Annotated in this window: 23 protein-coding genes; 16 read left to right on the plus strand and 7 right to left on the minus strand. The window is 76.3% G+C overall.

All coding sequences use genetic code 11. The features are described from left to right. Positions 1–177 precede the first annotated feature (177 nt). The 11 genes from GA0070558_RS00475 (at position 178) to GA0070558_RS00525 (ending at position 9,346) form a co-directional block, all read left to right on the plus strand. The gene (locus GA0070558_RS00475) at positions 178–1,737 is read left to right on the plus strand and encodes a hypothetical protein (protein ID WP_091274266.1); all 1,560 of its coding nucleotides are present in this window, start codon (positions 178–180) and stop codon (positions 1,735–1,737) included. Between the two features lie 127 nt (positions 1,738–1,864). Continuing rightward, complete coding sequence (gene clpS / locus GA0070558_RS00480) at positions 1,865–2,155, plus strand: ATP-dependent Clp protease adapter ClpS (RefSeq protein ID WP_043962170.1); 291 nt, start codon at positions 1,865–1,867, stop codon at positions 2,153–2,155. 2 nt (positions 2,156–2,157) lie between these two features. Continuing rightward, positions 2,158–2,652 carry a DUF2017 domain-containing protein gene (locus GA0070558_RS00485; protein ID WP_176734059.1) on the plus strand — a complete coding sequence of 165 codons (495 nt, stop codon included), beginning with the start codon at positions 2,158–2,160 and terminating at the stop codon, positions 2,650–2,652. Positions 2,653–2,706: 54 nt separating this feature from the next. Next, positions 2,707–3,195, plus strand: a complete 489-nt coding sequence (locus GA0070558_RS00490) for a M67 family metallopeptidase (RefSeq protein ID WP_091274272.1) — start codon at positions 2,707–2,709, stop codon at positions 3,193–3,195. A 76-nt stretch (positions 3,196–3,271) separates the two neighbouring features. After that, positions 3,272–3,640 carry a MoaD family protein gene (locus GA0070558_RS00495; protein WP_091274276.1) on the plus strand — a complete coding sequence of 123 codons (369 nt, stop codon included), beginning with the start codon at positions 3,272–3,274 and terminating at the stop codon, positions 3,638–3,640. 11 nt (positions 3,641–3,651) lie between these two features. After that, positions 3,652–4,617: a PLP-dependent cysteine synthase family protein gene (locus GA0070558_RS00500; protein WP_043962174.1), complete on the plus strand. Its 966-nt coding sequence runs from the start codon at positions 3,652–3,654 to the stop codon at positions 4,615–4,617. Positions 4,618–4,882: 265 nt separating this feature from the next. Further along, complete coding sequence (locus tag GA0070558_RS00505) at positions 4,883–5,629, plus strand: MBL fold metallo-hydrolase (protein WP_091274279.1); 747 nt, start codon at positions 4,883–4,885, stop codon at positions 5,627–5,629. A gap of 98 nt (positions 5,630–5,727) precedes the next feature. Continuing rightward, positions 5,728–6,876: a glycosyltransferase family 4 protein gene (locus GA0070558_RS00510; RefSeq protein WP_077936490.1), complete on the plus strand. Its 1,149-nt coding sequence runs from the start codon at positions 5,728–5,730 to the stop codon at positions 6,874–6,876. A gap of 175 nt (positions 6,877–7,051) precedes the next feature. Next, positions 7,052–7,777, plus strand: coding sequence for a ribonuclease PH (rph, locus tag GA0070558_RS00515; RefSeq protein WP_077936491.1), 726 nt, complete (start codon positions 7,052–7,054; stop codon positions 7,775–7,777). Then, positions 7,774–8,391 carry an RdgB/HAM1 family non-canonical purine NTP pyrophosphatase gene (gene rdgB / locus GA0070558_RS00520; RefSeq protein WP_043962179.1) on the plus strand — a complete coding sequence of 206 codons (618 nt, stop codon included), beginning with the start codon at positions 7,774–7,776 and terminating at the stop codon, positions 8,389–8,391. The genes rph and rdgB overlap by 4 nt, the downstream gene beginning before the upstream one ends. A gap of 34 nt (positions 8,392–8,425) precedes the next feature. Then, on the plus strand, positions 8,426–9,346 hold the full coding sequence (locus GA0070558_RS00525; RefSeq protein ID WP_091274283.1) for an AEC family transporter: 921 nt from the start codon (positions 8,426–8,428) through the stop codon (positions 9,344–9,346). Between the two features lie 96 nt (positions 9,347–9,442). Here the strand turns inward: GA0070558_RS00525 and hutH are convergent, their stop codons facing one another. Genes hutH through GA0070558_RS00555 form a run of 6 tightly spaced genes read right to left on the minus strand, consistent with a single transcriptional unit; the run spans position 9,443 to position 17,355 of the window. Next, complete coding sequence (gene hutH / locus GA0070558_RS00530; RefSeq protein ID WP_091274285.1) at positions 9,443–10,981, minus strand: histidine ammonia-lyase; 1,539 nt, start codon at positions 10,979–10,981, stop codon at positions 9,443–9,445. Then, positions 10,969–12,147: an imidazolonepropionase gene (hutI, locus tag GA0070558_RS00535; protein WP_091274749.1), complete on the minus strand. Its 1,179-nt coding sequence runs from the start codon at positions 12,145–12,147 to the stop codon at positions 10,969–10,971. Before hutI ends, hutH begins: the two co-directional genes overlap by 13 nt. Next, positions 12,147–13,535, minus strand: coding sequence for a formimidoylglutamate deiminase (locus tag GA0070558_RS00540; RefSeq protein WP_091274288.1), 1,389 nt, complete (start codon positions 13,533–13,535; stop codon positions 12,147–12,149). The genes hutI and GA0070558_RS00540 overlap by 1 nt, the downstream gene beginning before the upstream one ends. 16 nt (positions 13,536–13,551) lie before the next feature. Then, positions 13,552–14,793 carry an allantoate amidohydrolase gene (locus GA0070558_RS00545; protein WP_091274291.1) on the minus strand — a complete coding sequence of 414 codons (1,242 nt, stop codon included), beginning with the start codon at positions 14,791–14,793 and terminating at the stop codon, positions 13,552–13,554. Further along, on the minus strand, positions 14,787–16,484 hold the full coding sequence (hutU, locus tag GA0070558_RS00550; RefSeq protein ID WP_091274293.1) for a urocanate hydratase: 1,698 nt from the start codon (positions 16,482–16,484) through the stop codon (positions 14,787–14,789). The genes GA0070558_RS00545 and hutU overlap by 7 nt, the downstream gene beginning before the upstream one ends. A 13-nt stretch (positions 16,485–16,497) precedes the next feature. Beyond that, positions 16,498–17,355: a MurR/RpiR family transcriptional regulator gene (locus GA0070558_RS00555; protein WP_091274296.1), complete on the minus strand. Its 858-nt coding sequence runs from the start codon at positions 17,353–17,355 to the stop codon at positions 16,498–16,500. Between the two features lie 105 nt (positions 17,356–17,460). On the opposite strand from GA0070558_RS00555, the gene GA0070558_RS00560 reads away from it, so the two are divergent. Beyond that, positions 17,461–19,482, plus strand: coding sequence for a trypsin-like peptidase domain-containing protein (locus tag GA0070558_RS00560; RefSeq protein WP_091274298.1), 2,022 nt, complete (start codon positions 17,461–17,463; stop codon positions 19,480–19,482). Positions 19,483–19,560: 78 nt separating this feature from the next. On the opposite strand, the gene GA0070558_RS00565 is transcribed toward GA0070558_RS00560, so the two are convergent. Next, positions 19,561–20,418 carry a glycosyltransferase gene (locus GA0070558_RS00565; protein ID WP_176734043.1) on the minus strand — a complete coding sequence of 286 codons (858 nt, stop codon included), beginning with the start codon at positions 20,416–20,418 and terminating at the stop codon, positions 19,561–19,563. 147 nt (positions 20,419–20,565) lie between these two features. Here GA0070558_RS00565 and GA0070558_RS32665 point away from each other — a divergent pair, with 147 nt between their 5' ends. The 4 genes from GA0070558_RS32665 (at position 20,566) to GA0070558_RS00585 (ending at position 25,491) form a co-directional block, all read left to right on the plus strand. Further along, positions 20,566–22,041, plus strand: coding sequence for a hypothetical protein (locus GA0070558_RS32665; RefSeq protein WP_141722147.1), 1,476 nt, complete (start codon positions 20,566–20,568; stop codon positions 22,039–22,041). Further along, positions 22,007–22,867 (plus strand): glycosyltransferase family 2 protein, encoded by an 861-nt coding sequence (locus GA0070558_RS00575; RefSeq protein ID WP_176734044.1) that lies wholly within the window; start codon positions 22,007–22,009, stop codon positions 22,865–22,867. Before GA0070558_RS32665 ends, GA0070558_RS00575 begins: the two co-directional genes overlap by 35 nt. 115 nt (positions 22,868–22,982) lie before the next feature. After that, positions 22,983–24,332: a lipopolysaccharide biosynthesis protein gene (locus GA0070558_RS00580; RefSeq protein ID WP_091274307.1), complete on the plus strand. Its 1,350-nt coding sequence runs from the start codon at positions 22,983–22,985 to the stop codon at positions 24,330–24,332. Next, complete coding sequence (locus GA0070558_RS00585) at positions 24,322–25,491, plus strand: polysaccharide pyruvyl transferase family protein (RefSeq protein ID WP_141722148.1); 1,170 nt, start codon at positions 24,322–24,324, stop codon at positions 25,489–25,491. The genes GA0070558_RS00580 and GA0070558_RS00585 overlap by 11 nt, the downstream gene beginning before the upstream one ends. Positions 25,492–25,533: the final 42 nt, after the last annotated feature.

A 25,533-nucleotide genomic window follows, 5' to 3' on the forward strand; every position in this document is an offset into this window, starting at 1 on the left:
ATTCGTCCGTGCGGGCACCGTCACGCGGAGAGTTGAGTAACCGGTCGACTACCGGTGAGTATCCGACGGGTGCGAACAAGCTGTCCGAAAAGCGTAGCCTTTCTGCATCCGGGTGCCACCGCCGGATGATCCACGCGGCCGGGTCCCCCCGCGGCCGCCCGCACCGGGAGGCCGCTGATGAAGCCGGGCCCTATCCCCGGGGTCGACGTGCCCGACGAGCCGGGCGGTCCCGCCGCCCCGCCGCGTCGCGTCCCGCTGCCCACCCGGCTCGGGGTCACCGAGCCGCCGGCGGGCGAGCCCATCGCCGTGGTCGCCGCCGGCCCGGCCGGCGCCGCGCGCCGGGACGTGCTCGCCGCCCTGCTGGGGCTCGCCCCGGAGCGGCTCGCCGTGCCACCCGGGAGCTGGCTGCTGGTCGACCACGCCCGGGTGTCGACGCGGGCCGCGTACGTGCCGGGCTACCGGCAGCCGCACGCGTACGCGCCGGACGGCTCGGCGGCGGGCCCGGCGCTGGCCCGACCGCCGCGCCGGGTCGAGCTGACCGTCGCCGAGCCGCTGCTGCGGCGCTTCGCCGTGGTCGACACGCCCGACACCGGGACCCTCGGCCTCGCCGGCGGGCGGCTGCTGCTCGACGCGGTCGGCCGGGCCGGGGCGTTGCTCTTCGTGATCGCCGCCGACCAGGCGTTCACCGCCGCCGAGCGGCACCTGTTGGCCGAGGTCGCCGGCTCGTCGGCAGAGGTCTTCGTCGTCGTCACCCCGGGGCTGTCGGGCTGGGCCGCGCCGCCCGCGCCGGCTGACTCGCCCGAGTCGCCCGGGCCGCCCGAGCTGGCCGGGCCGCCGTCCGAGCTGGCCGGGGCGGTGGATCCGGCCGGGGCGGTGGTCGCCGCGCACCGCGCCGCGCTGCTCGCCGCCGTGCCCGGGCTGGCCCGCGCGCGGTGGTACCCGGCCCGCCCGGACGACACCGAGGCGCTGCGCCGGGCCATCGTGGGGTGGGCCGCCGACGAGGGGCTGCGCCGGGGCAGCGCCCAGCCGCCGGAGCCGCCCGGCGCGCACGACCGGGTGCCGGTGCTGCCCGGCGTGGAGGCGACCGACTGGGCCGGGCAGCTCGAGCGGCAGGCCCGGTCCTGCGCCCAGCGGATCCGGCAGGACGTCGCCCTGGAGCTGGCCGACATGCACCTGCGGGTGGTGCAGGAGATCGTCTTCGGGGTCGGGTGCGCCGGGCTGCCGCAACTGCTCGACCGGGAGCTTGAGGCGCTCTCCCTGCTCGCCACCGCCCTGTGCGACCAGGCCGTGCGGGGCATCTGCGACGATGCCGCCGAGCGGGTCCTCGGCGGCCCGGTCTCCGACGGCGTACGGCGGCGGATCGTCGAGGCCGTGCGGTTCGGGCTCGACGACCATCCGGCGGGCCAGGGCCTCGACCGGGTGCTGCTGGTCACCAGCACCGCCGGGGTGGCGGAGCTGGCCGGCCCCGGCGCGGCCGACGCGCTGCGCGGCTACCCGGGCGCGGAGCGCGCCGAGGTGCTCCCGCCGGTCGCCGTGGCGCTCTCCGGCCCGTGCTGGCAGCGCTGGCGCGGCCCCGGCAACGACGACCCGGGCGGTGCCCGGGCCTGGGCGCAGCGGGCGCTGCGCGAGGTCGAGCTGGAGCTGACCCGGGAGGTGTCCCGGCGGTTCGAGGCGGTCCGCCTCTCGCTCGGCACGGTGCTGGCCGATGCCCTCGACCACGGCATCCTGCTCGCCTGACGGCGGGCCCGCCGCGCGGCGGCGGTGCCCGGCCGGGCCGGCCCGGTGCGCCGGCGCGGCGGCGGATCCGGGCCCGTCCGGCGTTCCGGTTCATCGCTTCCCCGCGACCGGTGGCACGATGGGGGGCATGGCGGCTCCGCAGGTTGCGCCGGTCGAGACCCCGGACACCGAAGAGGTGCCGGTCTCCGACCGGCCATGGGTGACGATCGTGTGGGACGACCCGGTCAACCTGATGTCGTACGTGACCTGGGTCTTCCAGAAGCTGTTCGGCTACAGCCGGGAGAGGGCCGAGAAGCTCATGCTGGACGTGCACCACAAGGGGCGGGCGGTGGTCTCCAGCGGGGCCCGGGAGCGGATGGAGCACGACGCGGCGCAGCTGCACGCGTACGGGCTGTGGGCCACGGTGGAGAGGTCGTGAGCATGTTCCGTCGCCGGGGCGAGCGGTATGTCGCCACGCTGGCCGTGGACGAGGTCCGGGTGCTGCGCAAGGTGGCCTCCGAGGTGGTGGGACTGCTCACCGAGGGCTTCGACCACACCGACCCGGTGGTCGGCCGGCTCTTCCCCGAGGTCTACCCGGACGACTCGGCGGGCACGGCCGAGTTCCGCAAGTACACCGAGGGCGACCTGAAGACCGGCAAGATCGACCAGGCCGGGGCGGTCCTCGCCGCGCTGCCCGACTCCGCCGGTGGCGAGGTGCAGCTCGACGCCGAGGCGGCCGAGGCGTGGCTGCGGGCCCTCAACGACGCCCGCCTCGCGATGGGCGTCCGGCTGGAGATCAAGGACGGCACGGACCTCGGCGCGGAGCTGGACGAGGCGGTGGCCGCCGACCCGTCGTCGAGCCGGGTGTTCCAGCTTTCGGTCTACGCCTATCTCGGCTATCTCCAGGAATCCCTGCTCAACGCCATGATCGACTGACCGTGACCCGCGCCACCTCGCTGCGGGCGTCGGCGAGGGGCTACGCTGGGCGGCGTGCTGAGCATCGACCGGTCGATCATCGACGCGATCGTCGCCCACGCGCGTCGGGACCACCCGGACGAGGCGTGCGGCGTGGTCGCCGGCCCCGCCGGCCGTGACACCCCGACCCGGCACATCCCGATGGAGAACGCCGCCCGCTCCATGACGTTCTACGAGTTCGACTCGATGGAGCACCTGCGGGTGTGGCGGGAGATGGACGACCGTGACGAGGAGCCGGTGGTGATCTACCACTCGCACACCGCCACGGAGGCCTACCCCTCCCGCACCGACGTCGCCTTCGCCGGCGAGCCGGGGGCTCACTACCTGCTCGTCTCCACCCGCGAGCCCGACACCGAGGAGATCCGGTCCTTCCGGATCGTCGACGGCGTGGTGACCGAGGAGCCGGTGGAGATCGTGGACGCCGCCGTGGACCCGCACGCCGTCCAGTCCTACATGTTCGGGCAGAGCCCGGCGACGGTCGACTACGAGTGTTCCGACCGCTGACCCAGCGGCCCCGCGACATTCCCTCTCTTCCCGTCACCGTGCAGACCGCACACCCGAACAAGGAGTACGAGACACCATGGCCATCGAGGTTCGCATCCCCACCATCCTGCGCACGTACACCGGCGGCGCGAAGGTCGTCGAGGGCGCCGGCGACACCCTGGGCGACCTGCTGACCGACCTGGACTCCCGGCACGGCGGCCTGCGGGCCCGCCTGGTCACCGACGCCGGCGTGCTGCACCGGTTCGTCAACGTCTACGTCAACGACGAGGACGTCCGCTTCCTCGGCGCGCTCGACGCCAAGCTCAACGACGGCGACAGCGTCACCATCCTGCCGGCCGTGGCCGGCGGCGCGTTCGGCTTCGCGGCGGCGGCGGCGATCGCCTCGCACGGCGCCGCGGCGGCGGTCGTTCCGCCTTCGGTGACCCCGCGCGCCGTCGTCCGCTGAGGCGGCCGGCGATGGCGCGCTACGACAGCCTGCTGGACGCCTGCGGCGGCACGCCCCTGGTGGGGCTGCCGCGGCTGTCGCCGGTGGTGCCCGAGGGGGCACCGCCGGTGCGGCTGTGGGCGAAGCTGGAGGACCGGAACCCGACCGGCAGCATCAAGGACCGGGCGGCCCTGTTCATGGTCCGCCGGGCGGAGTCCGACGGCAGGCTGCGCCCCGGCGACACGATCCTGGAGCCGACCAGCGGCAACACCGGCATCTCCCTGGCCATGGTGGCCAAGCTGCGAGGCTACCGGCTGGTCTGCGTCATGCCGGAGAACGTCTCGACCGAGCGCGTCCAGCTGCTCCGGATGTACGGCGCGGAGATCATCTTCTCGCCTGCCGCCGGCGGCTCGAACCAGGCCGTCGCCACCGCCAAGCAGATCTCCGCCGAGCACCCCGACTGGGTGATGCTCTACCAGTACGGCAACGAGGCGAACGCCCGGGCGCACTTCGAGACCACCGGCCCCGAGCTGCTCCAGGACCTGCCCACGATCACCCACTTCGTGGCGGGGCTGGGCACCACCGGCACGCTCATGGGCACCGGCCGCTACCTGCGGGAGAAGGTCGACGGCATCCAGATCGTCGCCGCCGAGCCGCGCTACGGCGAGCTGGTCTACGGGCTGCGCAACATCGACGAGGGCTACGTCCCGGAGCTCTACGACGCCACGGTGCTGACCCGGCGGTTCTCCGTCGGCACCCGGGACGCCGTGCTGCGCACACGGCAGCTCGTCGAGGTGGAGGGGATCTTCGCGGGCTTCTCCACCGGGGCGATCCTGCACGCCGCCCTCGCGGTGGCGCACGAGGCGGTCCGCGACGGCCGCCGCGCCGACGTCGCGTTCGTGGTCTGCGACGGCGGCTGGAAATACCTGAGCACCGGCGCGTACGGCGGCACCCTCGCCGACGCCGAGGAGGCCCTGGAAGGGCAGCTCTGGGCGTGACGACGGGCCAGTCGACGGGCCCTGCGGGCCGCTGACGGGCGGGTCGACGCTGACGGGCCGTGACCGGGTGACCGGCGCGGCCCGTTCGTCGTCACTGACCCGGAGACGGGCCGGGGGTGTCACGTTCGTGACAACTTCCAGCAGATGATTCTTGCGCCGGGGTGCGTCAGCGTAGGCTGCGCAGCGTGTCGTACGCGTCGGTAAAGATCATCGACGGAGCGGCGGCCGACGTGACGACTACGGTATGTGACAGCGGGACGACTCCATGAGACTGACCGTCCTGGGCTGTGCCGGGAGCTTTCCCGGACCAGACTCCCCGTGCTCGGCCTACCTGGTCGAGGCCGAGGGTTTCCGGCTGCTGGTCGACTTCGGCTCCGGCGCGCTCTCCACCCTCCAGCGCTACGCCGGGCTGCACGCCCCGGACGCCATCATCCTCACCCACCTGCACTGCGACCACATGCTCGACGCCGCCTCGTACGTGGTGGTGCGGCGGTACGCCCCGGACGGCCCGTACCCGGCCCTGCCCGTCTACGCCCCCTCCGGCGCACCGGACCGGCTCGCCCTGGCCTACGGCCAGGAGGACAGCACCGTCGAGGACGTCTACCAGTTCTACGGCCTCCAGCCCGGCACCTTCCCGATCGGCCCGTTCACCGTCACCGTCGACCGGATGAACCACCCGATCGAGACGTACGGCGTGCGGCTGGAGCACGACGGCCGGGTGCTCTGCTACTCCTCCGACACCGCGCCCTGCGAGGCGCTGCTGCGGCTGGCCCAGGACGCCGATCTCTTCCTCTGCGAGGCCAGCTACCTCGACGGGGTGGAGAACCCGCCGGACCTGCACCTGACCGGCCGGGAAGCCGGCGAGGCGGCCACCAAGGCCGGCGTGGGGCGGCTGCTGCTGACCCACCTGGTCGCCGCGTGGGGCAGCGAGGCGCACACCGTCGAGGCGGCCGGCACGGCGTACGACGGGCCGCTGGAAGTGGTCCGCGCCGGCGCCTGCTACGACGTCTGACCCGCCGGGCGGCACCGCCGCCGGGTTGTGCCGTACTGTTCGCCGGGCCGTCAGCGGCCCGTCGCCTGGCGCATCCGTGCCGCCCGCACGGTGAGGCCATGCGGATCGCCCTCGTGACCGAGTCGTTTCCCCCGGACGTCAACGGCGTGGCGCACTCCGTCGTGCGCAGCGCCGAGCACCTGCTGCACCGGGGGCACCAGCCGCTGGTCATCGCGCCCGCCCCGCCGGCCGCGCGCCGGGCGGCGGCCGACCGCCAGCCGTACCCCGTGGTGCGCATCCCGAGCGTGCCGCTGCCCCGCTACCGGGGGTTCCGGGTCGGGGTGCCCGGCGGGCGGCTCGCGGAGGCGCTGCTGGCCCACCGGCCGGACGTGGTGCACCTCGCCAGCCCGTTCGTGCTGGGGGCCCGCGCCGCCACCCTGGCCGCCCGGCACGGGCTGCCCACCGTCGCCGTCTACCAGACCGACGTCGCCGCGTACGCCCGCGCGTACCGGGTCGGCTGGGGTGAGGCGGCGGCCTGGCGTCGGCTCCGGGAGATCCACAACGCGGCCGGGCGGACCCTCGCCCCGTCCACCCGGGCCGCCGCCGACCTCATCGCCAACGGCGTCGAGCGGATCTGGCTGTGGCGGCGCGGCGTCGACGCGGAGCGCTTCCGGCCGGACCACCGCTGCCCGGCGCTGCGCCGGTCGCTCGCCCCGGACGGCCGGGTCCTCGTCGGGTACGTCGGCCGGCTGGCCCCGGAGAAGCGGGTCGACCTGCTCGCGGCCACCGCGCGGCTGCCCGGCGTACGGGTGGTGGTGGCCGGCGACGGCCCGGCCCGCCGGCACCTCGAACGGGCCCTGCCCGGGGTGACCTTCCTCGGCGTGCAGCAGGGCGCGGCGCTGGCCCGCCTCTACGCCAGCCTCGACGTGTTCGTGCACACCGGGCCGCACGAGACCTTCGGCCAGACGATCCAGGAGGCGGCGGCCAGCGGGGTGCCGGTCGTCGCACCCGCCAGCGGCGGCCCGGTGGACCTCGTCCAGCCCGGCGTCACCGGCCTGCTGGTGTCGCCCGGCGACCCGGTGGCGCTGGCCGACGCCGTCGCGGAGCTGGCCGCGGACCCCGCCCGCCGGGCCGCGTACGGGGCCGCCGCGCGGGCCCTCGTCGCGCGGCGGAGCTGGTCGGCCGTCGGCGACGAGCTGATCGGCCACTACCGGGCGGTGCGGTCCGCCGGGGAGCCGGCCGACGTCCTGCCGGCCGCCTGGATGTAAGGAGGGGCCCCCTGTTAACGCATTCTGTTGTACAGGGGTCCCTTCCTAACCGCTGGGCCGGCGGGCGCGCCGATCGCGCTGGGCCGGCGGGCGCGCCGATCCGGCGTGCGCCGACGCGAGCGCGCAGGGCGGGACCCGCGGCGGCCCCGTCCGCCGCACCGCATAGGGTGCAGGGATGGCGCGACCTGACGGGCGGCGGCCCGACCAACTCCGACCGGTGACCCTGAGCCGGGGCTGGAGCACCCACCCGGAGGGCTCCGTGCTCGTCGAGTTCGGCGGGACGCGGGTGCTCTGCACCGCCAGCGTCACCGAGGGGGTGCCCCGCTGGCGCAAGGGCTCCGGGCTCGGCTGGGTGACCGCCGAGTACGCGATGCTGCCCCGCGCCACGAACACCCGCTCCGACCGGGAGAGCGTCCGGGGCAAGGTCGGCGGGCGCACCCACGAGATCTCCCGGCTGATCGGCCGCAGCCTGCGGGCCGCCATCGACCTCAAGGCCCTCGGCGAGAACTCCGTCGTCCTCGACTGCGACGTGCTCCAGGCCGACGGCGGCACCCGCACCGCGGCCATCACCGGGGCGTACGTGGCGCTGCACGACGCGGTGACCTGGCTGGCCGCCCGCAAGGCGCTGGCCGGCAAGCCGGAGAAGGTGATGCACCGCTCCGTCGCCGCCGTCAGCGTCGGCGTGATCGCCGGCGAGGCCCGGCTGGACCTCTGCTACGAAGAGGACGTGGCCGCCGAGGTCGACATGAACGTGGTCTGCACCGGGACCGGCGAGTTCGTCGAGGTGCAGGGCACGGGCGAGTCCGGCGTCTTCGCCCGCGACCAGCTCGACGCCCTGCTCGACCTGGCCGTCGCCGGCTGCGCGGAGTTGGCCGACGCCCAGCGGAAGGCACTCTCATGACGAAGGTCCTGCTCGCCACCCGTAACCGCAAGAAGCTCGTCGAGCTGCAGCGGATCCTCGACGGCGCGCTCGGCGCGCACCGGGTCGCCCTGCTCGGCCTCGACGACGTCGAGGAATACCCGGAGCTGCCCGAGACCGGCCTGACCTTCGGCGAGAACGCGCTGATCAAGGCGCGGGAGGGCTGCCGGCGCACGGGCCTGCCGACCATCGCCGACGACTCCGGCCTCGCCGTGGACGCGCTCAACGGCATGCCGGGGGTGTTCAGCGCCCGCTGGTCCGGCAAGCACGGCGACGACCGGGCCAACCTGGAGCTGGTGCTCGACCAGATCGCCGACCTGCCCGACGAGCACCGGGGCGCGTCCTTCGTCTGCACCGTGGCCCTGGTGCTGCCCGGCGGCAAGGAGCACCTGGTCGACGGCCGCCAGGCCGGTCGGCTGCTGCGCGCGCCGCGCGGCGAGGGCGGCTTCGGGTACGACCCGATCTTCCTCGGCGACGGCCAGGACCGCACCAACGCGGAGCTGACCCCGCAGGAGAAGGACGCGATCAGCCACCGGGGCAAGGCGCTGCGCGAGCTGGCGAAGCTGGTCGCGAAGGTGCTGCCGCCGGCGGCCTGACGGCGGGGCGGGCGGCGGTCGGCCGGGGAGCGACGTGCCTGGTGTGCTGACGGGCTTCGCCGTCATCGGTGCCGTCATCGGCGTCGGCTACCTGGTGGGCCGCCTCGGCGTGCTCGGGCCGGGGGCGTCCACCGTGCTGTCCCGGGTGGCGTTCTTCGTCGCGGCCCCGGCGCTGCTGTTCGACACGGTCGCCCACGCCGACCTGCGCGAGGTCTTCTCGGCCGCCCTGGTCGTCACGGTCGCGGGCACCACCGTCGTGGCGACGGTGTTCGTGCTGGTCGCGCGGCTGCTGTGGCGGCGTCCGGCGGCGGAGGCCACGATCGGGGCGCTCACGTCGTCGTACGTGAACGCGGCGAACATCGGCATCCCCGTCGCGGTGTACGTCCTCGGCGACGCGTCGTTCATCGCGCCGGTCATCATGTTCCAGCTCGTCGTGATGACACCGGTCGCCTTCGCCGTGCTGGACACGGCGGTCGGTGGTCGGCGGTCGGTGGCCCGGTCGGTGGTCGCGCCGCTGGCCAATCCGGTCACGGTGGGCTGCGCCCTGGGCCTGGCCGTCAACCTGACCGGCTGGCTGCCGCCGGAGCCCGTGCTGCGGCCGGTGGAGCTGGTGGCGGCGATGGCCGTGCCCGCCGCCCTGCTGTCGTACGGGCTGTCGCTGCACGGCGCGCCCCGGCCCGGCTCCGGGGACACCGGGCGGGACGTGTGGCTGGCCGTCGCGCTGAAGACCCTGGCCCAGCCCGTCGTCGCGTACCTCGTGGCGCGGTACGCGCTGGGGCTGCCGCAGCCGACGGTGCTGGCCTGCACGGTCACGGCCGCGCTGCCGACCGCGCAGAACGTCTTCGTCTACGCGGTCCGCTACGACCGGGGCGTCGTGCTGGCCCGGGACGCGGTGCTGCTGTCCACCGTGGCGGCGGTGCCGGTCCTTATCGGCGTGGCGATCCTCGGGAGCTGAGGCGGCGCGGGCGAGGCGGCGCGGGGCGGGGGCGGCCGGGCAAGGCGCGGGCCGGCGCGGCCAGGCGGGACGGGCGGCCGGGCGGGACGGCGACGCTCAGCCCAGCGGGCCGATCTGCCGCTCGATCGCCGCCCGCAGCTCCGGCCCGGCCACCACGGCGCGGGCGGCCTCCATCAGCGGGGCGAGGAAGACGTCCGGCCCCGGCTCACCTGCGGCTCCGCCGAGCGCCGCGAGGGCCGCCCGCCCGGCCGGGGACGGCGTGAGCGGGGCGCGCAGCTGGAGGCCCCGCACGGCGGCCAGCAGCTCCACGGCGAGCAGGCTGGTCAGGTTGTCCAGCACGGTGCGCAGCTTCTTGGTCGCCGCCCAGCCCATCGACACGTGGTCCTCCTGCATGCCGCTGGTCGGCAGCGAGTCCACCGAGGCGGGCGCGGCGAGCCGGCGGTTCTCCGCGACGATCCCGGCGGCCGTGTACTGGGCGATCATCAGCCCGGAGTTGACCCCGGCGTCGGGGGAGAGGAACGCCGGCAGGTCCCGGTTGCGGGTGACGTCGAGCAGCCGGTCGACCCGCCGCTCGGCGATCGCCCCCACCTCGGCGGCGGCGATGGCCAGGAAGTCGGCGGCGAAGCCGAGCGGCGCGCCGTGGAAGTTGCCGGTCGACTCGACCCGGCCGTCGGGCAGCACGACCGGGTTGTCCACCACGGACACCAGCTCCCGGTCGGCGACCGCGCGGACGAAGTCGAGCGTGTCGCGGGCGGCCCCGGCCACCTGCGGCGCGCAGCGCATCGAGTACGCGTCCTGCACGGCGTGCGCCAGGTCGTCGCGGTGCGAGTCCATCACGGCGGAGTCCTGGAGCAGCCGGTGGATGTTCGCGGCCGACACGGACTGGCCGGGGTGCGGCCGGATCGCGTGCAGCTCCGGCAGGAACGGCCGCTCCGAGCCGAGCATCGCCTCGATGGCCAGCGCGGCCGTCACGTCGGCCATGGTGAACAGGTGGGCCGCGTCGCGGATCGCCAGCAGCAGCATGCCGAGCATGCCGTCGGTGCCGTTGATCAGCGCGAGCCCCTCCTTCGCGGCCAGCTCGACCGGGGCCAGCCCGGCCGCGTCCAGCGCGTCGGCGGCGGGCAGGCGCTCGCCGGCCGGGCCGAGCACCCAGCCCTCGCCGAGCAGCACCAGCGCGCAGTGCGCGAGCGGGGCCAGGTCGCCGGACGCGCCGAGCGAGCCGTGCTCCGGCACCCACGGGGTGACGTCGGCGTTGAGCAGGTCCACCAGGGCCTCGGCGACGAGCGGGCGGACCCCGGAGCGGCCCAGCGCCAGCGAGCGGACCCGCAGCAGCATCATTGCCCGGACCACCTCGCGGGGCATCGGCGCGCCCACCCCGGCGGCGTGCGAGCGGATCAGCGCGTGCTGCAGCTCGGCCCGCCGATCGGGCGCGACGAACGTGTTGGCCAGGGCCCCGAACCCGGTGGAGACGCCGTACACGGGGCGGCCGGCGGCCTCGATGCCGTCCACGATGGACCGGCTGGTGGCCATCGCCGCCACGGTGGACGGGTCGAGGACGACCTTCGCGGCGCCGCGCGCCACGGCGAGCACGTCGGCGGGGGAGACCCCGGTGGGCTGGACGGTCACGATCGACATTGCGGCACTCCGTTGTGCAGGACCTGGCGGATCAGGGGAACACCGGGCCGGTAGGCCAGGTGCAGGTGGGACGGGGCGTCGAGGACGATCAGGTCGGCCCGCGCGCCGGGCCGCAGCACCCCGACGTCGTCGCGGCGCAGCGCCCGCGCGCCCCCGGCGGTCGCGGCCCACACGGCCTCCGCCGGGGTCATCCGCATCTCGCGTACGGCGAGCGCGACGCAGAACGGCATCGACGAGGTGTACGACGACCCGGGGTTGCAGTCGGTGGCCAGCGCCACGGTCGCGCCTGCGTCGAGCAGCCGCCGCGCGTCCGGGTACGGCGACCGGGTGGAGAACTCCGCCCCCGGCAGCAGGGTGGCCACGGTCGGCGAGCCGGCGAGCGCGTCGACGTCGGCGTCGGACAGGTGGGTGCAGTGGTCGACGCTGGCCGCGCCCAGCTCCACCCCGAGCTGCACCCCCGGGCCGGGGCCGAGCTGGTTGGCGTGCAGCCGCACCCCCAGCCCGGCGGCCTGCCCGACGGTGAGGATCGCCCGCGCGTGGTCGGCGTCGAACGCGCCCCGCTCGCAGAACACGTCGACCCAGCGGGCGTACGGCGCGGCCGCGGCGAGCATCGGCCCGCAGACCAGGCCCACGTAGTCGTCGGGGCGGCCCGCGTACTCGGCGGGGACGACGTGCGCGCCGAGGAACGTCGTCTCGGCGGTCACCTCGGCGGCGATCCGGAGCGACCGGGCCTCGTCGGCGACGGTGAGGCCGTACCCGCTCTTGGTCTCGATCGTGGTGGTGCCCTGCCGCATCGCCTCGCCGACCAGTCGGCGCACGGTGGCCCGCAGTTGGCCGTCGGAGGCGGCGCGGGTCGCGCCGACCGTGGCGCGGATGCCCCCGCCCGTGTACGGCTCGCCGGCCATCCGGGCGGCGAACTCGGCGGCCCGGTCCCCGGCGAAGACCAGGTGGGCGTGGCTGTCCACGAAGCCCGGCAGGACCGCGCCGCCCTGCGCGTCGACGCGGCGGTCGGCGGCGGGCGCGTAGCGCGCCGGCCCGACCCAGGCGACCCGCCCGTCCTCGATCAGCACGGCGGCGTCGCGGCGCAGGCCCAGCGGGCCGCCGTCGCCGGTGCCGGCCACGTTGGTGACCAGCTCGCCGATGTCGTCGACCAGCAGGCTGCCGATCACCGGGTCACCGCCCCGATGGCGGCGCGCAGCGCGGCCGGCACGTCCACGGTCAGGTGCCGCCCGTCGGCGACGACCTGCCGGCCGTCGACGACCACCGAGGCGACGTCGGCGGCGGTCGCCGCGAAGAACGCACCGACCGGCGGCACCCCGGCGGTGCGGACGCTGTCCAGGCGCACGGTCACCAGGTCGGCGCGGGCCCCGACGGCGAGCCGGCCGGCGTCGGCCCAGCCCAGCGCGGCGTGCCCGGCCACGGTCGCGGCGGTCAGCAGCTCCGCCGGGGCGAAGTGCCCCCGGCGGCGGGTGCGCAGCCGCTCGTCCAGCTCCACCGCCCGCGCCTCCTCGAACGGGTCGACGACGGCGTGGCTGTCGCTGCCCAGGCTCAGGGCGATGCCCGCGTCGGCGAGCCGCCGCGCCGGCCCGATCCCGTCGGCCAGGTCCCGTTCCGTGGTCGGGCAGAGGCAGACGCCGGTGCCGGCGTCGCCGAGCAGCGTCACGTCGGCGCTGGTGAGGTGGGTGGCGTGCACGGCGGTCGTGGCCGGGGTGAGCGCCCCCCGGTCGGCCAGCAGCCGGGTCGGGGTGACCCCGTGCGCGGCCCGGCAGGCGTCGTTCTCGGCCGGCTGCTCGGACAGGTGCACGTGCAGCGGCACCCCCTCGTTGCGGGCGGCGAAGGTGGCGATCTGGTCGGCCGGCACCGCCCGCACCGAGTGCAGCGCCGCCCCGATCCGGGCGTGCGGCCGGCCCTGTCGCGCGGCGGTCAGCCGGTCGTGCCGGTCGGACCACCCGTCGACGTCGCCGTCGCCGAAGCGCCGCTGTGGGCCGGCGAGCGGCGCGCCGTCCACGGTGGCGGTCAGGTAGAGCGTGTCGAGCAGGGTGAGCCGGACGCCGGCCTGGGCGGCGGCCTCGATCAGGGCCGCGCCCATCGCGTTCGGGTCGGCGTAGCGGGCCCCGTCGGGGCCGTGGTGCAGGTAGTGGAACTCGCCGACGCAGGTGATCCCCGCGAGGGCCATCTCGGCGTACGCGGCGCGGGCCAGGGCCAGGTAGCTGTCCGGGTCGAGGCGGGCGGCCACCTCGTACATCCGGTCGCGCCAGCTCCAGAAGTCGCCCCGCCCGCCCTGTCCGCCCGGCCCGCCGTCCGCGCCCTGGGTGCGCCCGCGCAGGGCGCGGTGGAACGCGTGCGAGTGGGCGTTGGCCAGGCCGGGCAGGGTCAGCCCGGGCAGCCGTACGGCGTCGGCCAGCACCTCGACCCCGGCGGTGGGCGCGCCGCCGGCCGACAGCGGGGCGACGGCGGTGAGCCGGCCGCCGTCGGCCTCGATCAGCACGTCGGCGGTGGGCCCGGGCCGGTCGGGCAGCCACGCGTACTCGGCGAGCCAGCGGGTGGCGGTCATCGTCGCGCCTGTCCGGTCATCGGCACGTCAGCTCCGTCAGCACCCGGGCCAGGGCGGTCACCCCGGCGGCGCAGTCGGCGTCGGTGGCCGCCTCGGCGGGGGAGTGCGACACCCCGGTCGGGTTGCGCACGAACAGCATCGCCGTGGGCAGGTGCCCGGCGAGGACGCCCGCGTCGTGGCCCGCCCCGGTGGGCAGCACCGGCGCGCCGAGCAGCGCGGCGAGCCGCCCGCCGAGGTCGCCGTCGAAGCCGACCAGCGGCGTCGCCGACTCCTCGGTCACCGTCACCTCCGTGCCGTCGCGGCCGGCCCGCTCGGCGGCCTTCGCCCGGACCGCCTCGACCAGGCCGGCGACGGTCTCCGGGTCGGCGGCGCGGGCGTCCAGCCAGCCGGTCACCCGCGCCGGGATCGCGTTGGTGGCGTTCGGCTCGACCCGGACCCGGCCCACCGTGGCGTGCGCGCCGCGCAGCCGGGCCTCCTTGTTGGCCGCGAGCACCGTGAACGCGTACGTGAGCATGGGGTCGCGGCGGTCGGCCATCCGGGTCGTACCGGCGTGGTTGCCCTCGCCGTGGAAGTCGAAGCGCCAGCGGCCGTGCGGCCAGATGGCGCTGGCGACCGCGACGGGCGCGCCCTGGTCGACCAGCGCGCGGCCCTGCTCGACGTGCAGCTCCACGAAGCACGACCAGCCGCCGAGCAGGTCGGGGCGGGGGCCCGCCGGCCGGTCGCCCAGCGCCTCGGCCAGGCTCACCCCGTCGGCGTCGCGCAGCCCGGCCGCGCGGTCGGCGTCGAGCGCGCCGGTGAGCAGCCTCGACCCCAGGCAGGGTACGCCGAACCGGGCCCCCTCCTCCTCGGCGAACGCGGCCACCACGAGGGGCCGGGACGGGGTGACCCCGGCGGCGCGCAGCTCGTCCACGGCGAGGAACGCGCTGACGATGCCGAGCGGCCCGTCGTACGCGCCGCCGTGCGGCACCGAGTCGAAGTGGCTGCCCGTCAGCACCGCCTGCGGCGCGTCGGGCTCGCCCCAGCGGGCGAAGAGGTTGCCGTTGCCGTCCACGGTCACCGGCATGCCCCGGCGGTCGGCCTGCGCCCGGAACCAGTCGCGCAGCGCCAGCTCGGGGGCCGTGAACGCGTACCGCAGGTAGCCGCCGCTGCCGGCGTCACGCCCGATCGGCGCGATCTCGTCCCACAGCTCCCGGAACCGCCGCTCGGTGCCGTGGTGGTGGTTAGGAAGGGGCCCTTCACCTGCAGAATGCGTTAACAAGGGGCCCCTCCTTGCGCCTCGGCCATCGGGACGCGGACGCCGGTGCGGTCGGCGACCTCGCGGGCGGCGTCGTAGCCGGCGTCGACGTGCCGGATGACGCCCATCGCCGGGTCGTTGGTGAGCACCCGTTCGATCTTCTGCCCGGCCAGGGCGGTGCCGTCGGCGACGCAGACCTGGCCGGCGTGGATGGACCGGCCGATGCCGACCCCGCCGCCGTGGTGGATGGACACCCAGGACGCCCCGCTGGCCGTGTTGACCAGCGCGTTGAGCAGCGGCCAGTCGGCGATCGCGTCGGAGCCGTCGGCCATCGCCTCGGTCTCCCGGTAGGGGCTGGCGACGCTGCCGCAGTCGAGGTGGTCGCGGCCGATCACCACCGGCGCGGACAGCTCGCCGGAAGCGACCATCTCGTTGAACCGCACCCCGGCGCGGTCGCGCTCGCCGTAGCCGAGCCAGCAGATCCGCGCCGGCAGGCCCTGGAACGCGACCCGCTCGCCGGCCAGCCGGATCCACCGGGCCAGCGACTCGTTCTCGGGGAACAGGTCGAGGATCGCCCGGTCGGTGGCGGCGATGTCGGCCGGGTCGCCGGAGAGCGCCGCCCAGCGGAACGGGCCCTTGCCCTCGCAGAACAGCGGCCGGATGTACGCCGGCACGAAGCCGGGGAAGTCGAACGCCCGCTCGTACCCGCCGAGGCGCGCCTCGCCCCGGATCGAGTTGCCGTAGTCGAAGACCTCCGCGCCGGCGTCGAGGAAGCCGACCATCGCCTCCACGTGCCTCGCCATCGACGCCCGTGCCCGGTCGGTGAACTCGGCCGGCTTCGCCTTCGCGTAGTCGGGCGCGTCGGCCAGCTCCACCCCCTCCGGCACGTACGACAGCGGGTCGTGCGCGCTGGTCTGGTCGGTGACGACGTCGATCGCCACGCCCCGGCGCAGCAGCTCGGGGAAGACCGTGGCCGCGTTGCCGACGACGCCGACCGACAGCGCCCGGCGGTCCCGCTTCGCGGCGAGCACCCGCTCGACGGCGTCGTCGAGGGAGTCGGCGACCTCGTCGAGGTAGCGGTCGCGCACCCGGCGGTCCAGCCGGGACCGGTCGACGTCGACGATCAGGCACGCGCCGCCGTTCATGGTGACCGCGAGGGGCTGCGCCCCGCCCATCCCCCCGCAGCCGGCGGTGAGGGTCAGCGTGCCGGCGAGGGTGCCGTCTCCGTGCTGCTGCCCGTCGCCGCGGGCGCCGGCGAACTTCGCGGCGACGGCGGCGAACGTCTCGTAGGTGCCCTGGAGGATGCCCTGGGTGCCGATGTAGATCCACGAGCCGGCCGTCATCTGCCCGTACATGGTCAGGCCGAGGGACTCCAGGCGGCGGAACTCCGGCCAGGTGGCCCAGTCGCCGACCAGGTTGGAGTTGGCCAGCAGCACCCGGGGGGCCCACTCGTGGGTGCGCAGGACCCCGACCGGTCGGCCGGACTGCACCAGCATCGTCTCGTCGTCGCGCAGGTCGGTGAGCGTGCGCACCAGCGCGTGGTACGACGGCCAGTCCCGCGCCGCCCGCCCGGTGCCGCCGTAGACGACCAGGTCGTCGGGGCACTCGGCCACCTCCGGGTCGAGGTTGTTCATCAGCATCCGCAGGGCGGCCTCCTGCGGCCACCCCCGGGCGGTGAGCGCGGCCCCCCGGGCGGCGCGGACGGGCTGGGGCATCTCGTCTCTCCTCTCAGCCGAGGAACAACTGGCGGCGGGCGGCGGAGGACTCGAACGCCTCCAGCCGGCGCTGGGTCTCGGCGGGCGCGGCGTCGCAGATGGCCTGAAGGACCACCATCGCCAGGGTCATCGGTGCGGTGTGCAGGTCGAACACGAGGTCGGTGCCGACGGCGGCCGGGAGCACCACCTCGGCGTGCTCGGTCGCGGGGCTGACCGGCGAGTCGGTGATGGCCACCACCGTCAGCCCGGCGGCCCGCGCCTCGGCCAGCGCGTCGAGGGTCTCCCGGGGGTAGCGGGGCAGCACGAAGGCCAGCAGGGCGGTCGCGCCGGCCGCCGCGGCCTGCTCCAGGCGGTCGGCGAGCAGGCTGCCGCCGTCGTCGAGCACCCGCACGTCGGGGTGCACCTTGGCGGCGAAGAACGCGAAGTACGCCGCCAGCGGCGCGGCGGCCCGCAGCCCGAGCACCGGCAGGGGGCGGCTCGCGGCGAGCAGCTTGCCGACGGCGGCGATCCGGTCGGTGTCGGCAAGCTCGCCGGCCAGTCGCTCCAGGTTGGCCACCTCGGTGCCGACGGCGCGTTGCAGTTCGTTGCCGCCGCCGGAGGGCTCGCCGGCACCGGCGGCGCCGGTCAGCTCCCGCAGCCGGCGGCGCAGCGCCGGGTAGCCGTCGTGGCCGAGCGCCACGGCGAACCGGGTCACCGACGGCTGGCTGACGCCGGCCAGCTCGGCCACCTCGGCCGCCGAGAGGTACGCCGCGGCGGCGGCGTGCTGCACCAGGCTGTGCGCGATGCGCCGCTGCGTCGGGGTGAGCCGGACGCCCTGGAAGAGGTCGAGCACCCGGTCGGCGGACGCCCCGACCGTGCCTCCTTCATTCATGGCCCGACCCTATGCATGAAAACTTTCAGGGGCAACCCCGCGACGGCCTCCCGCGTCGTGCCGCCTCGGTACTATCCGCACGGCGGGTGAACAGAGGAGTGGGGCATGCAGCCGGAAGGTCCGTACAGGTTCACCGAGGCGTCGGGCGTCTGCCAGGTCGGCAGCGCCTGGTGGGCGGTGGACAGTCAGGACCGGCTGCTGACCGTCGCCGTGCTGGAGGGCGCCGCCGCCGCCGACCAGCCCTGGCGGGAGGCGTTCACCAACGCGGCGGACACCCTCGCGCAGACCCCGGGCGGCCCCCGCTACGTCAACGCCGACTTCGCCGCGGCCCGCCCCTGGGTGGCCTATCCGGCCGAGGTGGAGAACGCCGCCGACAAGCTCTTCGGCCTGCTCGGCATGCCGCTTCGCTCGCCCCACCTGGAGCCCGTCGGCGACCTGGCCACCCGGGCGATGCCGGCGACCACCCCGGTCGCCCCGGCCACCCCGACCTCGGGCGTGCCCAGCTCGGCCGTGCCCGCCTCCGGCCAGCCCGCCTCGGGCGTCCCTGCCTCGGGCGTCCCTGCCTCGGGCGTCCCGGCTTCCGGCGTCCCCGCCTCGGGCGTCCCGATCTCGGGCCCGCCCGGCTCGGGGATCCCCAGCTCCGGGGTGCCCGTGTCCGGGGCGCCCAGCTCGGGGGCGCCGCCGGTCTGGGCGGCGCACGCCACCGGTTCGCCGGTCGTCGCGACCCCACCGGCGGACCCGCCGGCCGCCCACCCCGGGCCCGCCGACCCCGGGCCGCCGCACGACCCGTTCGCGTCGCCCGCCCGGCGCATCCAGCCGTCCCCGCCGCCCCGCCCGCGCACCGGGCTGCGGCTCGGCGTCGCGGCGCTGGCCCTGGCCGTGCTCGCCGCGGGCGGCGGGCTCGCCGTCTGGGCCGTCACCCGGGGCGCGGACGCCCCGCCGCCGGCCGGCCCCGCCGGGGCGTTCCCGACCGCCACCCCCGCCGCCGGCTTCCGCCCGTGGAGCCAGGCGGCCCCCTACAGCGCGCAGGAACGGGCGCTCGCCACCGCCGCGCCGGGGCTCGTCTTCGTCGAGGCCGTCTTCAACGGATACCTGCGCGACGGGCGGACCGGGGCGCTGCTCAACCCGACGCCCGTCACGTTCCAGCGGCGGTGCAGCGGCTTCGTGGTCGACCCCGCCGGGCACGTGCTCACCAACGGCCAGTGCGTCGCCCCCGACGAGCCGGTCGCCCGGGAGCGGGCCCTCTACACCCTCGGCCGCATCCTCGTCGCCGGGAAGAAGCTCACCCCGGGCGCGCTCGACGGCTGGGTCCGGTCGCGGACGGCCGGCACCCGGTTCACCGGCAAGGAACCGGACCGCCCCCCGTCGAGCCAGGTCTTCGTGCAGCTCAACCAGGCCACCGGCGGGCTGACCGGCACCCCCGCGATCGCCGGCGAGGTGGTCCGCACCCGCGCCGCCGACGCCGGGGACCTGGCCCTGGTCAAGGTCGCCCGGCCCGACCTGCCCGGCGTCGAGCTGGGCGACGCCGCCGCGCTGACGCCGGGCGGCGTGGTGGTGGTCGCCGGCTACCACACCGTCGACGCCGACTTCCGCGACGCCACCTACACGCTGCGCTCGAAGACCGTGCAGGTCACCGCCACCGACACCGGCCAGGGCGCCGTGCCGCTGTTCCGGATCGGCGACGACATCGGCATCTACTCCCACGGCGGCGTCGCCCTCGACCCGGCCGGCCGGGTCGTCGGCGTGCTCACCAACGACCGGTCCGGGGCGGGCGGGGCCAACCGGGCCGTCGTGCCGGTCACCGCCGCCCGGGAGCTGCTCGCCGAGGCCGGGGTCGCGCCCACGCTCGGCGACGCCGACCGGCTCTACCGGCGCGGGCTCGACGCGTACTTCACCGGACGGGACGCCACGGCGGTGTCCCAACTGGACGCCGTTGCCCGGGGCGGCAACGGCAACGAGCTGGCCGAGGCGTACCGGCGGAGCGCGGCCGACCGGCAGCAGCTCACGGCGGCGGCACCGGAGCAGTCCAACCTGCCCACGGTGCTGTTCTCGGGGCTCGGCGGCGCCCTGCTCGCCACGCTCGCGATCGGCGTGGTGCTGCTGGCGAGGCGCCGATCGCGCCGCTGATCCGCCGCCGCGCCGGGCGCGCTCCAGGCCCGCCGCGCCGCCGTGCCGGCCGCGCCCCGTGCCGTCGCGCCGGGGCGGTCAGCGGGTCGAGGCGTCCCGGCCCCACGCGCCGCGCGGGTGCCGGCGGGCGCGCAGCGCGGCGGCGAGCGTGACGGCCACGTAGACCACCGCGGCCGGCGCGAGCCAGGGGCGGGGCAGCACCACGTCGCGCAGCCAGGACGACGGGACCGACGGCCGGATCCCGGCATGCGAGGCGCGCAGCATGGCGTTGCCGGCCCGCACCCGGGCCAGCGTGCGGACCAGGTCCCGCAGCGTCCGGGGGGTCTGCACGAGCGACGCCACCGACGACACCTCGCGCTTCTCGGCCGAGGCGAACCGGGAGTCCAGGAAGAGGTCGTCGGCGATCTCGGCCGGGAACCGGTCGAAGCGCTCCCGTCCCGCCGCCGACACGCCCAGCACGCCCCGGCCGAACAGCGCGTCCGCGAAGATCGGCAACCGGGTGTTGATCGCGTAGTAGGCGCGCACCAGCAGCGGCCGGCCGGTGGTGACCATCTCCCGGCGGGGCGTCACGGCCAGCGGCGGGTCCACCGGGGCGGTCAGCGTGGCGGCCATCGCCGGCAGCGCGCCGGGGCCGAGGACCACGTCGGCGTCCAGATAGAACCGGGGGAAGCCGCGCACCACCGCGTCCCCGGCGTTCAGCGCGCCCGCCTTGCCCGCCTCGGCCAGCTCCACCACGCGTACGCCGGGCCGCGCGGCGGCCACCCGCGCCGTGTCGTCGGTGCAGCCGTTGGCCACCACGACGACGTCCAGCTCGACGCCGGCGTCGATGCCCGCGTCGGCGAGCAGCGCGTCCAGGCAGCCGCCGATGACGTTCGCCTCGTCGTGGGCGGCGATCACCACACCGATCGGGCCGGGGCGGGGTGGGGGGCTCGACACGGCTGACCAGCTTGCCGGACGGGACACCGCGCCGCAAGGCGGGGTCGCGCCGCCCGCGCGCCCCGCCGGGCGGCCGTGGGGTCAGCGGGCGGGGCCCCCGCGTTGGTATCGTCCTGGTGTTTTGCTCCTTACCGACGGTTGGACAAGGTGGACAGTCCCGCGCCGCTCACCGCCCCCGGCACCCGGCTCGGGGGCGGCGCTCCGGAGCGGCTCGACCGGGCCGCCGGCCACCTCGCCACCGCCGCGCTGGCGCTGATCGCGGTCAAGCCCCTGCTCGACATCGGCGAGCGGGACGCGGGCGGCGGCGTCGACCTGGGCGTCCTGCTCAGCGCCGTCGGGGCGGGCTGCATGCTGGCGGCCCTCACGGCGGCGGTCCTCGCGGCCCGCCGGCTGCCGCCGCGCCCCGTGCAGGCGATGCTGCTCGCCCTCGCCCTGCTGCTGGTCGTCTCCGGATTCAGCTACCTGGCGGCCGGGCCGCGCGCCGACCTGCTGGCCCTGTTCGACATCCGTCGCTACCCCATCTACGGCCCGCGGCTCGACCCCGCCACGGCGATCCCCGCCGAGGCGGTGCGCCTGCTGGTCAGCTTCGCCCCGGTGGCGCTGATCGGGATGGCGCTGATGCGCCCGGCCCGGTTCCCCGTCCGCCGCCTGGCCGTGGTGGCGGCCGTCGTGCTGGCCGGCGCGGTCGGCCATTGCGCGCTGGCCTGGCTCCAGGTCGCCGGCGTCGTGCCCTACTCGTTCTACTTCGAGCTGCCGGGCCAGAAGATCGGCCGGGCGTCGGGGGGCTACTACCACCCGATGTCGCTCGGGCGGCTGCTGATGTTCTCGGTCTTCCTCTGCTATGTGCTCGGCGACCGGCTGCGCCTGCCCGGCGACCGGCTGCGCCTGACCCCGCTGCGCCGGTACGCGCTGGTCGGCCTCTTCGTGGCCACCGGCGCGGTGTCGCTGCACCGGCTCACCATCGGCTGCCTGCTGGTGATCGTGGCCGCCTTCGAGGCGCGGCGGCTGGGGGCCCTGCGGGCCACGCTGCGCACCCGCGTCGGCCGGCGGCGGGTCGTGGCCGTGGCCGCCGGCCTGGTCGCGGCCGGCGGGGTCGCCGTCGCGCTCGCGGGCGACGCCGTCCGGGAGCGGGCCGGGGTGGCGCTGACGGAGGTCGGCTCGCTGGACGTGCGCTCCGACACGTTCATGCACGGCCGGGGTGCCATCTGGAACGACGTCGCCCGCGTCCTGCACCGGTCCACGCCGGACGTCTGGCTCTTCGGGTTCGGCTACGAGCCGTGGGACATGCACAACGACCTGCTGCGCGTCCTCGTCGTCTGGGGCGTCGTCGGCCTCGTCGCGGTCGTCGGGACCGTCGCCGGCCTCCACGTCGTCGTCCGGCGGCGGTGCGCCGATCCGGCGCAGCGCTGGGCGCTCGGCGTGCTGTACGCGGTCTTCGTGCTCTTCGGGCTCACGCAGAAGCCGATGGCGTACCCGTACTTCATGTGGCTGTTCCTCTTCGGGCAGCTGGTGATCCTGTCGCTGGGCGGCGCGCCGGGCGACGACACGGTCACGGCCGATGTCGAACGGGGGGAGGAGGGGCGGCTCGATGAGGCATCCACTGCCGGCGTCCGTCCAGGGTGAGCAGGACGCGGACGGGGCACCGCACGCGGGCGACGACGCGGCCGTGGTGCCGACGTTCTCGGTCTGCATCGTGGTCCGCGACCGCGCCGAACTGCTGATCGACGCCGTGCGCAGCGTGCTCGCCAACCATCACCGCGACTTCGAGCTGGTCGTCGTCGACGACGGCTCGGCCGTCCCGGTCACCCGGGTCCTGGCGGAGGCGGGCGTGTCCGCCGACCGGCGGGTCCGGGTGCTCAGCCTGCCGCCGAGCGGCATCGCCCGCGCCCGCAACGTCGCCCTGCGCGCCGCGACCGGCCGCTACATCACGGTGCTGGACTCCGACGACGAGCTCTCCGCCGACGCGCTGGGCCGGCTGCACGACCTGCTCACCGCCACCGGCGGCGCCTGGGTCTACGTCGACTACCACGAGGTGCGCGGCGACGCCTCCCGGCGCATCCGGCTGCCCGAATACACTTCGGCGCGCACCATGCTGCTGGGCGTGCTGACCCGCCCCCGGCTGCCGTTCAAGCACTCCGGCACCACCATCGACCGGCGGGTGCTGGAGCACATCGGCGGGTACGACGAGAGCTTCCGCCTCTTCGAGGACGTGGAGCTGATGCTGCGGGCGCTGCGCGCCGGCGTGCACCCCCGGCACCTGCCCCACCCGGTGGTCCGGTTCCGCCGGCACGACGGCAACATCACCCGGGGCCGCCTCGGCGGGCTGGTCTTCTGGTTCCGGCTGGTCGACATGTACCGCCCGTCGCGGGCGCCCGGCGTGGCGCTGGGCATCAAGGCGCTGCGCACCCTCAGCGAGACGGGCAAGTGGCTTGTCAGCCTCGGCCGTTGACGCCGGGCGCGGCGGCGAACCGCGGCGCGGGCGGGAGCCGGGCTCCGGCCCCGGGCCGCACCCGAAGCCCGGGCGCGGGCCGGGAGAACGGCCCGGGCGCGGGCGGGCAGCCACCATGCTGGCCCAGGTCGGCCTGCTGGGGCTGAGCCAGGCCGGCGTCACCGTCGCCGCGTTCGGCAGCCAGGTCCTGCTCGCCCGCACGCTCACCCGGGAGGACTTCGGCTCGTTCACCGCCGTGCTGGCCGTGGTGTCGTTGACCGCTCCGGTGGCCGTCTTCGGCGTGTCCGAGCTGTGGTTGCAGGTGTTCGGGCAGGAGGGCGCGCGGGCGTACCGCTGGGTGGGGCCGTCGCTGCGGCTGGCCGGCGCGGTATGCGCGGCGCTGCTGCTCGGCGTGCTGGCCTGGAGCGCCGCCGAGCTGCCCGACACCACGGCGGCGGCGGTGCGGGCCCTGCTCGCCACCGTCGTGGTGGCCCAGGCGGCGCTCGCCCTGGCCGGTGCGGTGCGGCAGCTGCGCGGCGACTACCGGGGGCTGTCCGCCCTCCAGCTGGCCCCCCACCTGGGCCGGGTGCTGGTCACCGGCGCGGTCTGGGCGGCCGGGCTGTCGGTCGTCGCTGCGGCGGCCGGGTACGCGGTCGTCGCCGTGGCGACGGTCGCCGCCTGCCTGCTGGCCTCCCGCGAGTTCCGGCGCGGCGCGATGCCGCTGGAGGGCCACCCGGCCCCCACCGCCCGCGCCACCGCCCCCGCCGCCCCCGCCGCCCCCGCGGACGTCGACACCGGCCCCCGGCCGCGCGAGCTGCTGGGGGCGGCCACCCCGTACGTGCTCGGCAACGTCTGCTACCTGCTCGGCATCCACTTCGGCACGGTGCTCGCCGCCGAGCTGCTCGGCGGGGCGGAGGCGGCCCTGCTCGCCGTGCCGATGGCCGTGCTCACCGCCGTCTACCTGGTGCCCCGGGTCGTCTACCAGCAGTATCTGCTGGGCAAGCTGCACCGCTGGGCCGGCTCGGACGCGGAGGCGGTGCTGCTGGCGTACCGCTGGGGCAGCGCCGGGATGGTCGCGCTCGGCGCGGTCGTCGCGGCGGCGGTGGCGGTCGGCGGCCTGGTGGCCCTGCCGCTGGTGTTCGGCCCGGCATACCGCGACGCCGCGCCGGTGCTGGCGGTGCTGGCGCTGGCGGTGCCGTTCCGGTTCGGCGGCGCCGCCGTGGCCGCGCTGCTGACCAGCGGCGGGCTGCTGCGCCGCAAGGTGATGTACCAGGCCGTGGGCGCCGTGGTGCTGCTTGCGGCGCTGGCGGTGGCCGTCCCGGCGTGGGGCGTGCGCGGTGCCGCCGGGGCGACCGTGCTGGCGGAGGCGGTACTCTGCTGCCTGCTCTGGGTCGCCGCCCGGCGGGGCGTCGTGGGCGACGCCCCGCTGCCCACCTGGCGCGACCTGCGCAGGCGCCTGAGCAGGGAGGCTCCCCGTGCGTCCTGAACCGGCACCCACCCGTCCCGCGCCGGCCGCCGTGGCCCGCCGGCCCCTGGTCGTCGGCTACTACGGCATGGAGAACGTCGGCGACAACGCGTTCTGCATCGTCATGGACTGGGCGACGCGGGTCTACTGGGGAGCCGAGGAGCCCGTCTTCGCCGCACCACCCATGGTGGACCTGCCGCCGGAGCGCACCGGCATGGACCCGCGCTGGTACCGCTCGCGGGGCACCGCCGACCGGGCCGGCTGGGTGCTCAACAAGGCCGCCCTGCTGCGCCGCTCCACCATGCTGGTCTTCGGCGGCGGGTCGGTGTTCCGCGAGATGGGGCCGCTGAGCGAGAAGAAGGTCTTCTCGCTGTTCTCCGGGGTGTCCGGGCACCCGATGGCCGCCGTCGGGGTCTCCGTCGGCCCGTTCGTCTCCGCCGCCTCCGAGCGCCGGCTGCTGCGCGTCCTGCGCCGGGTCGCCTTCATCGGCGTACGCGACATCGCCTCCGCCGAGGTCCTCGAACGGGCCGGCTACCCGGGCGTGCTGGTGCCCGCCGGTGACCTCGCCGGCCTGCTGCCCGAGGCGCTCGGCGAGCCGGTCCCGCCGCGCCGGCCGCGCCCCACCGGCCGGGCCCGCCTCGGCGTGACCCTGCTCGGCGTCGACCACGAGGCCGCCGACGCCGACGTGCGCCACCGCGAGGACACCCTGGTCGAGGGGGTACGCGCGCTGGTGCGCGCCGAGCCCGTCGACGTCACCGTGTTCGTGTTCAACACCCACCCGCTGCACGGCGACGAGCGGGTCAGCGAGCGGCTGCGGGCCGCCGTCGCGGGGCACTGCGACGTGCGGGTCGTCACCGCCCGCGACGGCGTGCGGGCCTGCTGGGACGAGATGAAACGCTGCGACCTCGGGCTGCACATGCGGCTGCACGGGGCCGTCTTCGCCTACCTGGCGGGGGTGCCGTTCACCCTCGTGCCGTACCAGCAGAAGTGCGACGACTTCCTCGACGAGATCGGGCAGCCGGCGGCGCTGCGCACGCCCCGGGTGCCCGGCGACGCGGCGGCGGTGGCCCGCACGCTGACCGGCCTGCTCACCACCGAGGAGGTGCCGGAGCTGCCCCGCGCGATCTACGCCGAGCGCGCCCGGCGCAACTTCACCGCCGCCCCCTGGGCCCGTGGGTGACGGCGGCCGGAGCCTCGATCGGGCGTCGCTGCCCCACCCTGA

This window comes from Micromonospora haikouensis (assembly GCF_900091595.1).
Classification (GTDB): domain Bacteria; phylum Actinomycetota; class Actinomycetes; order Mycobacteriales; family Micromonosporaceae; genus Micromonospora; species Micromonospora haikouensis.

Excerpts from the sequence above, each read along its gene's own strand:
- clpS (WP_043962170.1), top strand. The coding sequence starts at position 1,865 with ATGGCGGCTCCGCAGGTTGCGCCGGTCGAGACCCCGGACACCGAAGAG.
- rdgB (WP_043962179.1), top strand. The coding sequence starts at position 7,774 with ATGACGAAGGTCCTGCTCGCCACCCGTAACCGCAAGAAGCTCGTCGAG.
- GA0070558_RS00555 (WP_091274296.1), bottom strand. The coding sequence starts at position 17,355 with ATGAATGAAGGAGGCACGGTCGGGGCGTCCGCCGACCGGGTGCTCGAC.
- GA0070558_RS00505 (WP_091274279.1), top strand. The coding sequence starts at position 4,883 with ATGAGACTGACCGTCCTGGGCTGTGCCGGGAGCTTTCCCGGACCAGAC.
- GA0070558_RS00500 (WP_043962174.1), top strand. The coding sequence starts at position 3,652 with ATGGCGCGCTACGACAGCCTGCTGGACGCCTGCGGCGGCACGCCCCTG.
- GA0070558_RS00560 (WP_091274298.1), top strand. The coding sequence starts at position 17,461 with ATGCAGCCGGAAGGTCCGTACAGGTTCACCGAGGCGTCGGGCGTCTGC.
- GA0070558_RS00510 (WP_077936490.1), top strand. The coding sequence starts at position 5,728 with ATGCGGATCGCCCTCGTGACCGAGTCGTTTCCCCCGGACGTCAACGGC.
- GA0070558_RS00485 (WP_176734059.1), top strand. The coding sequence starts at position 2,158 with ATGTTCCGTCGCCGGGGCGAGCGGTATGTCGCCACGCTGGCCGTGGAC.
- hutU (WP_091274293.1), bottom strand. The coding sequence starts at position 16,484 with ATGCCCCAGCCCGTCCGCGCCGCCCGGGGGGCCGCGCTCACCGCCCGG.
- hutH (WP_091274285.1), bottom strand. The coding sequence starts at position 10,981 with ATGTCGATCGTGACCGTCCAGCCCACCGGGGTCTCCCCCGCCGACGTG.
- GA0070558_RS00540 (WP_091274288.1), bottom strand. The coding sequence starts at position 13,535 with ATGACCGCCACCCGCTGGCTCGCCGAGTACGCGTGGCTGCCCGACCGG.
- GA0070558_RS00580 (WP_091274307.1), top strand. The coding sequence starts at position 22,983 with ATGCTGGCCCAGGTCGGCCTGCTGGGGCTGAGCCAGGCCGGCGTCACC.
- GA0070558_RS00495 (WP_091274276.1), top strand. The coding sequence starts at position 3,272 with ATGGCCATCGAGGTTCGCATCCCCACCATCCTGCGCACGTACACCGGC.
- GA0070558_RS00475 (WP_091274266.1), top strand. The coding sequence starts at position 178 with ATGAAGCCGGGCCCTATCCCCGGGGTCGACGTGCCCGACGAGCCGGGC.
- GA0070558_RS00575 (WP_176734044.1), top strand. The coding sequence starts at position 22,007 with ATGAGGCATCCACTGCCGGCGTCCGTCCAGGGTGAGCAGGACGCGGAC.
- rph (WP_077936491.1), top strand. The coding sequence starts at position 7,052 with ATGGCGCGACCTGACGGGCGGCGGCCCGACCAACTCCGACCGGTGACC.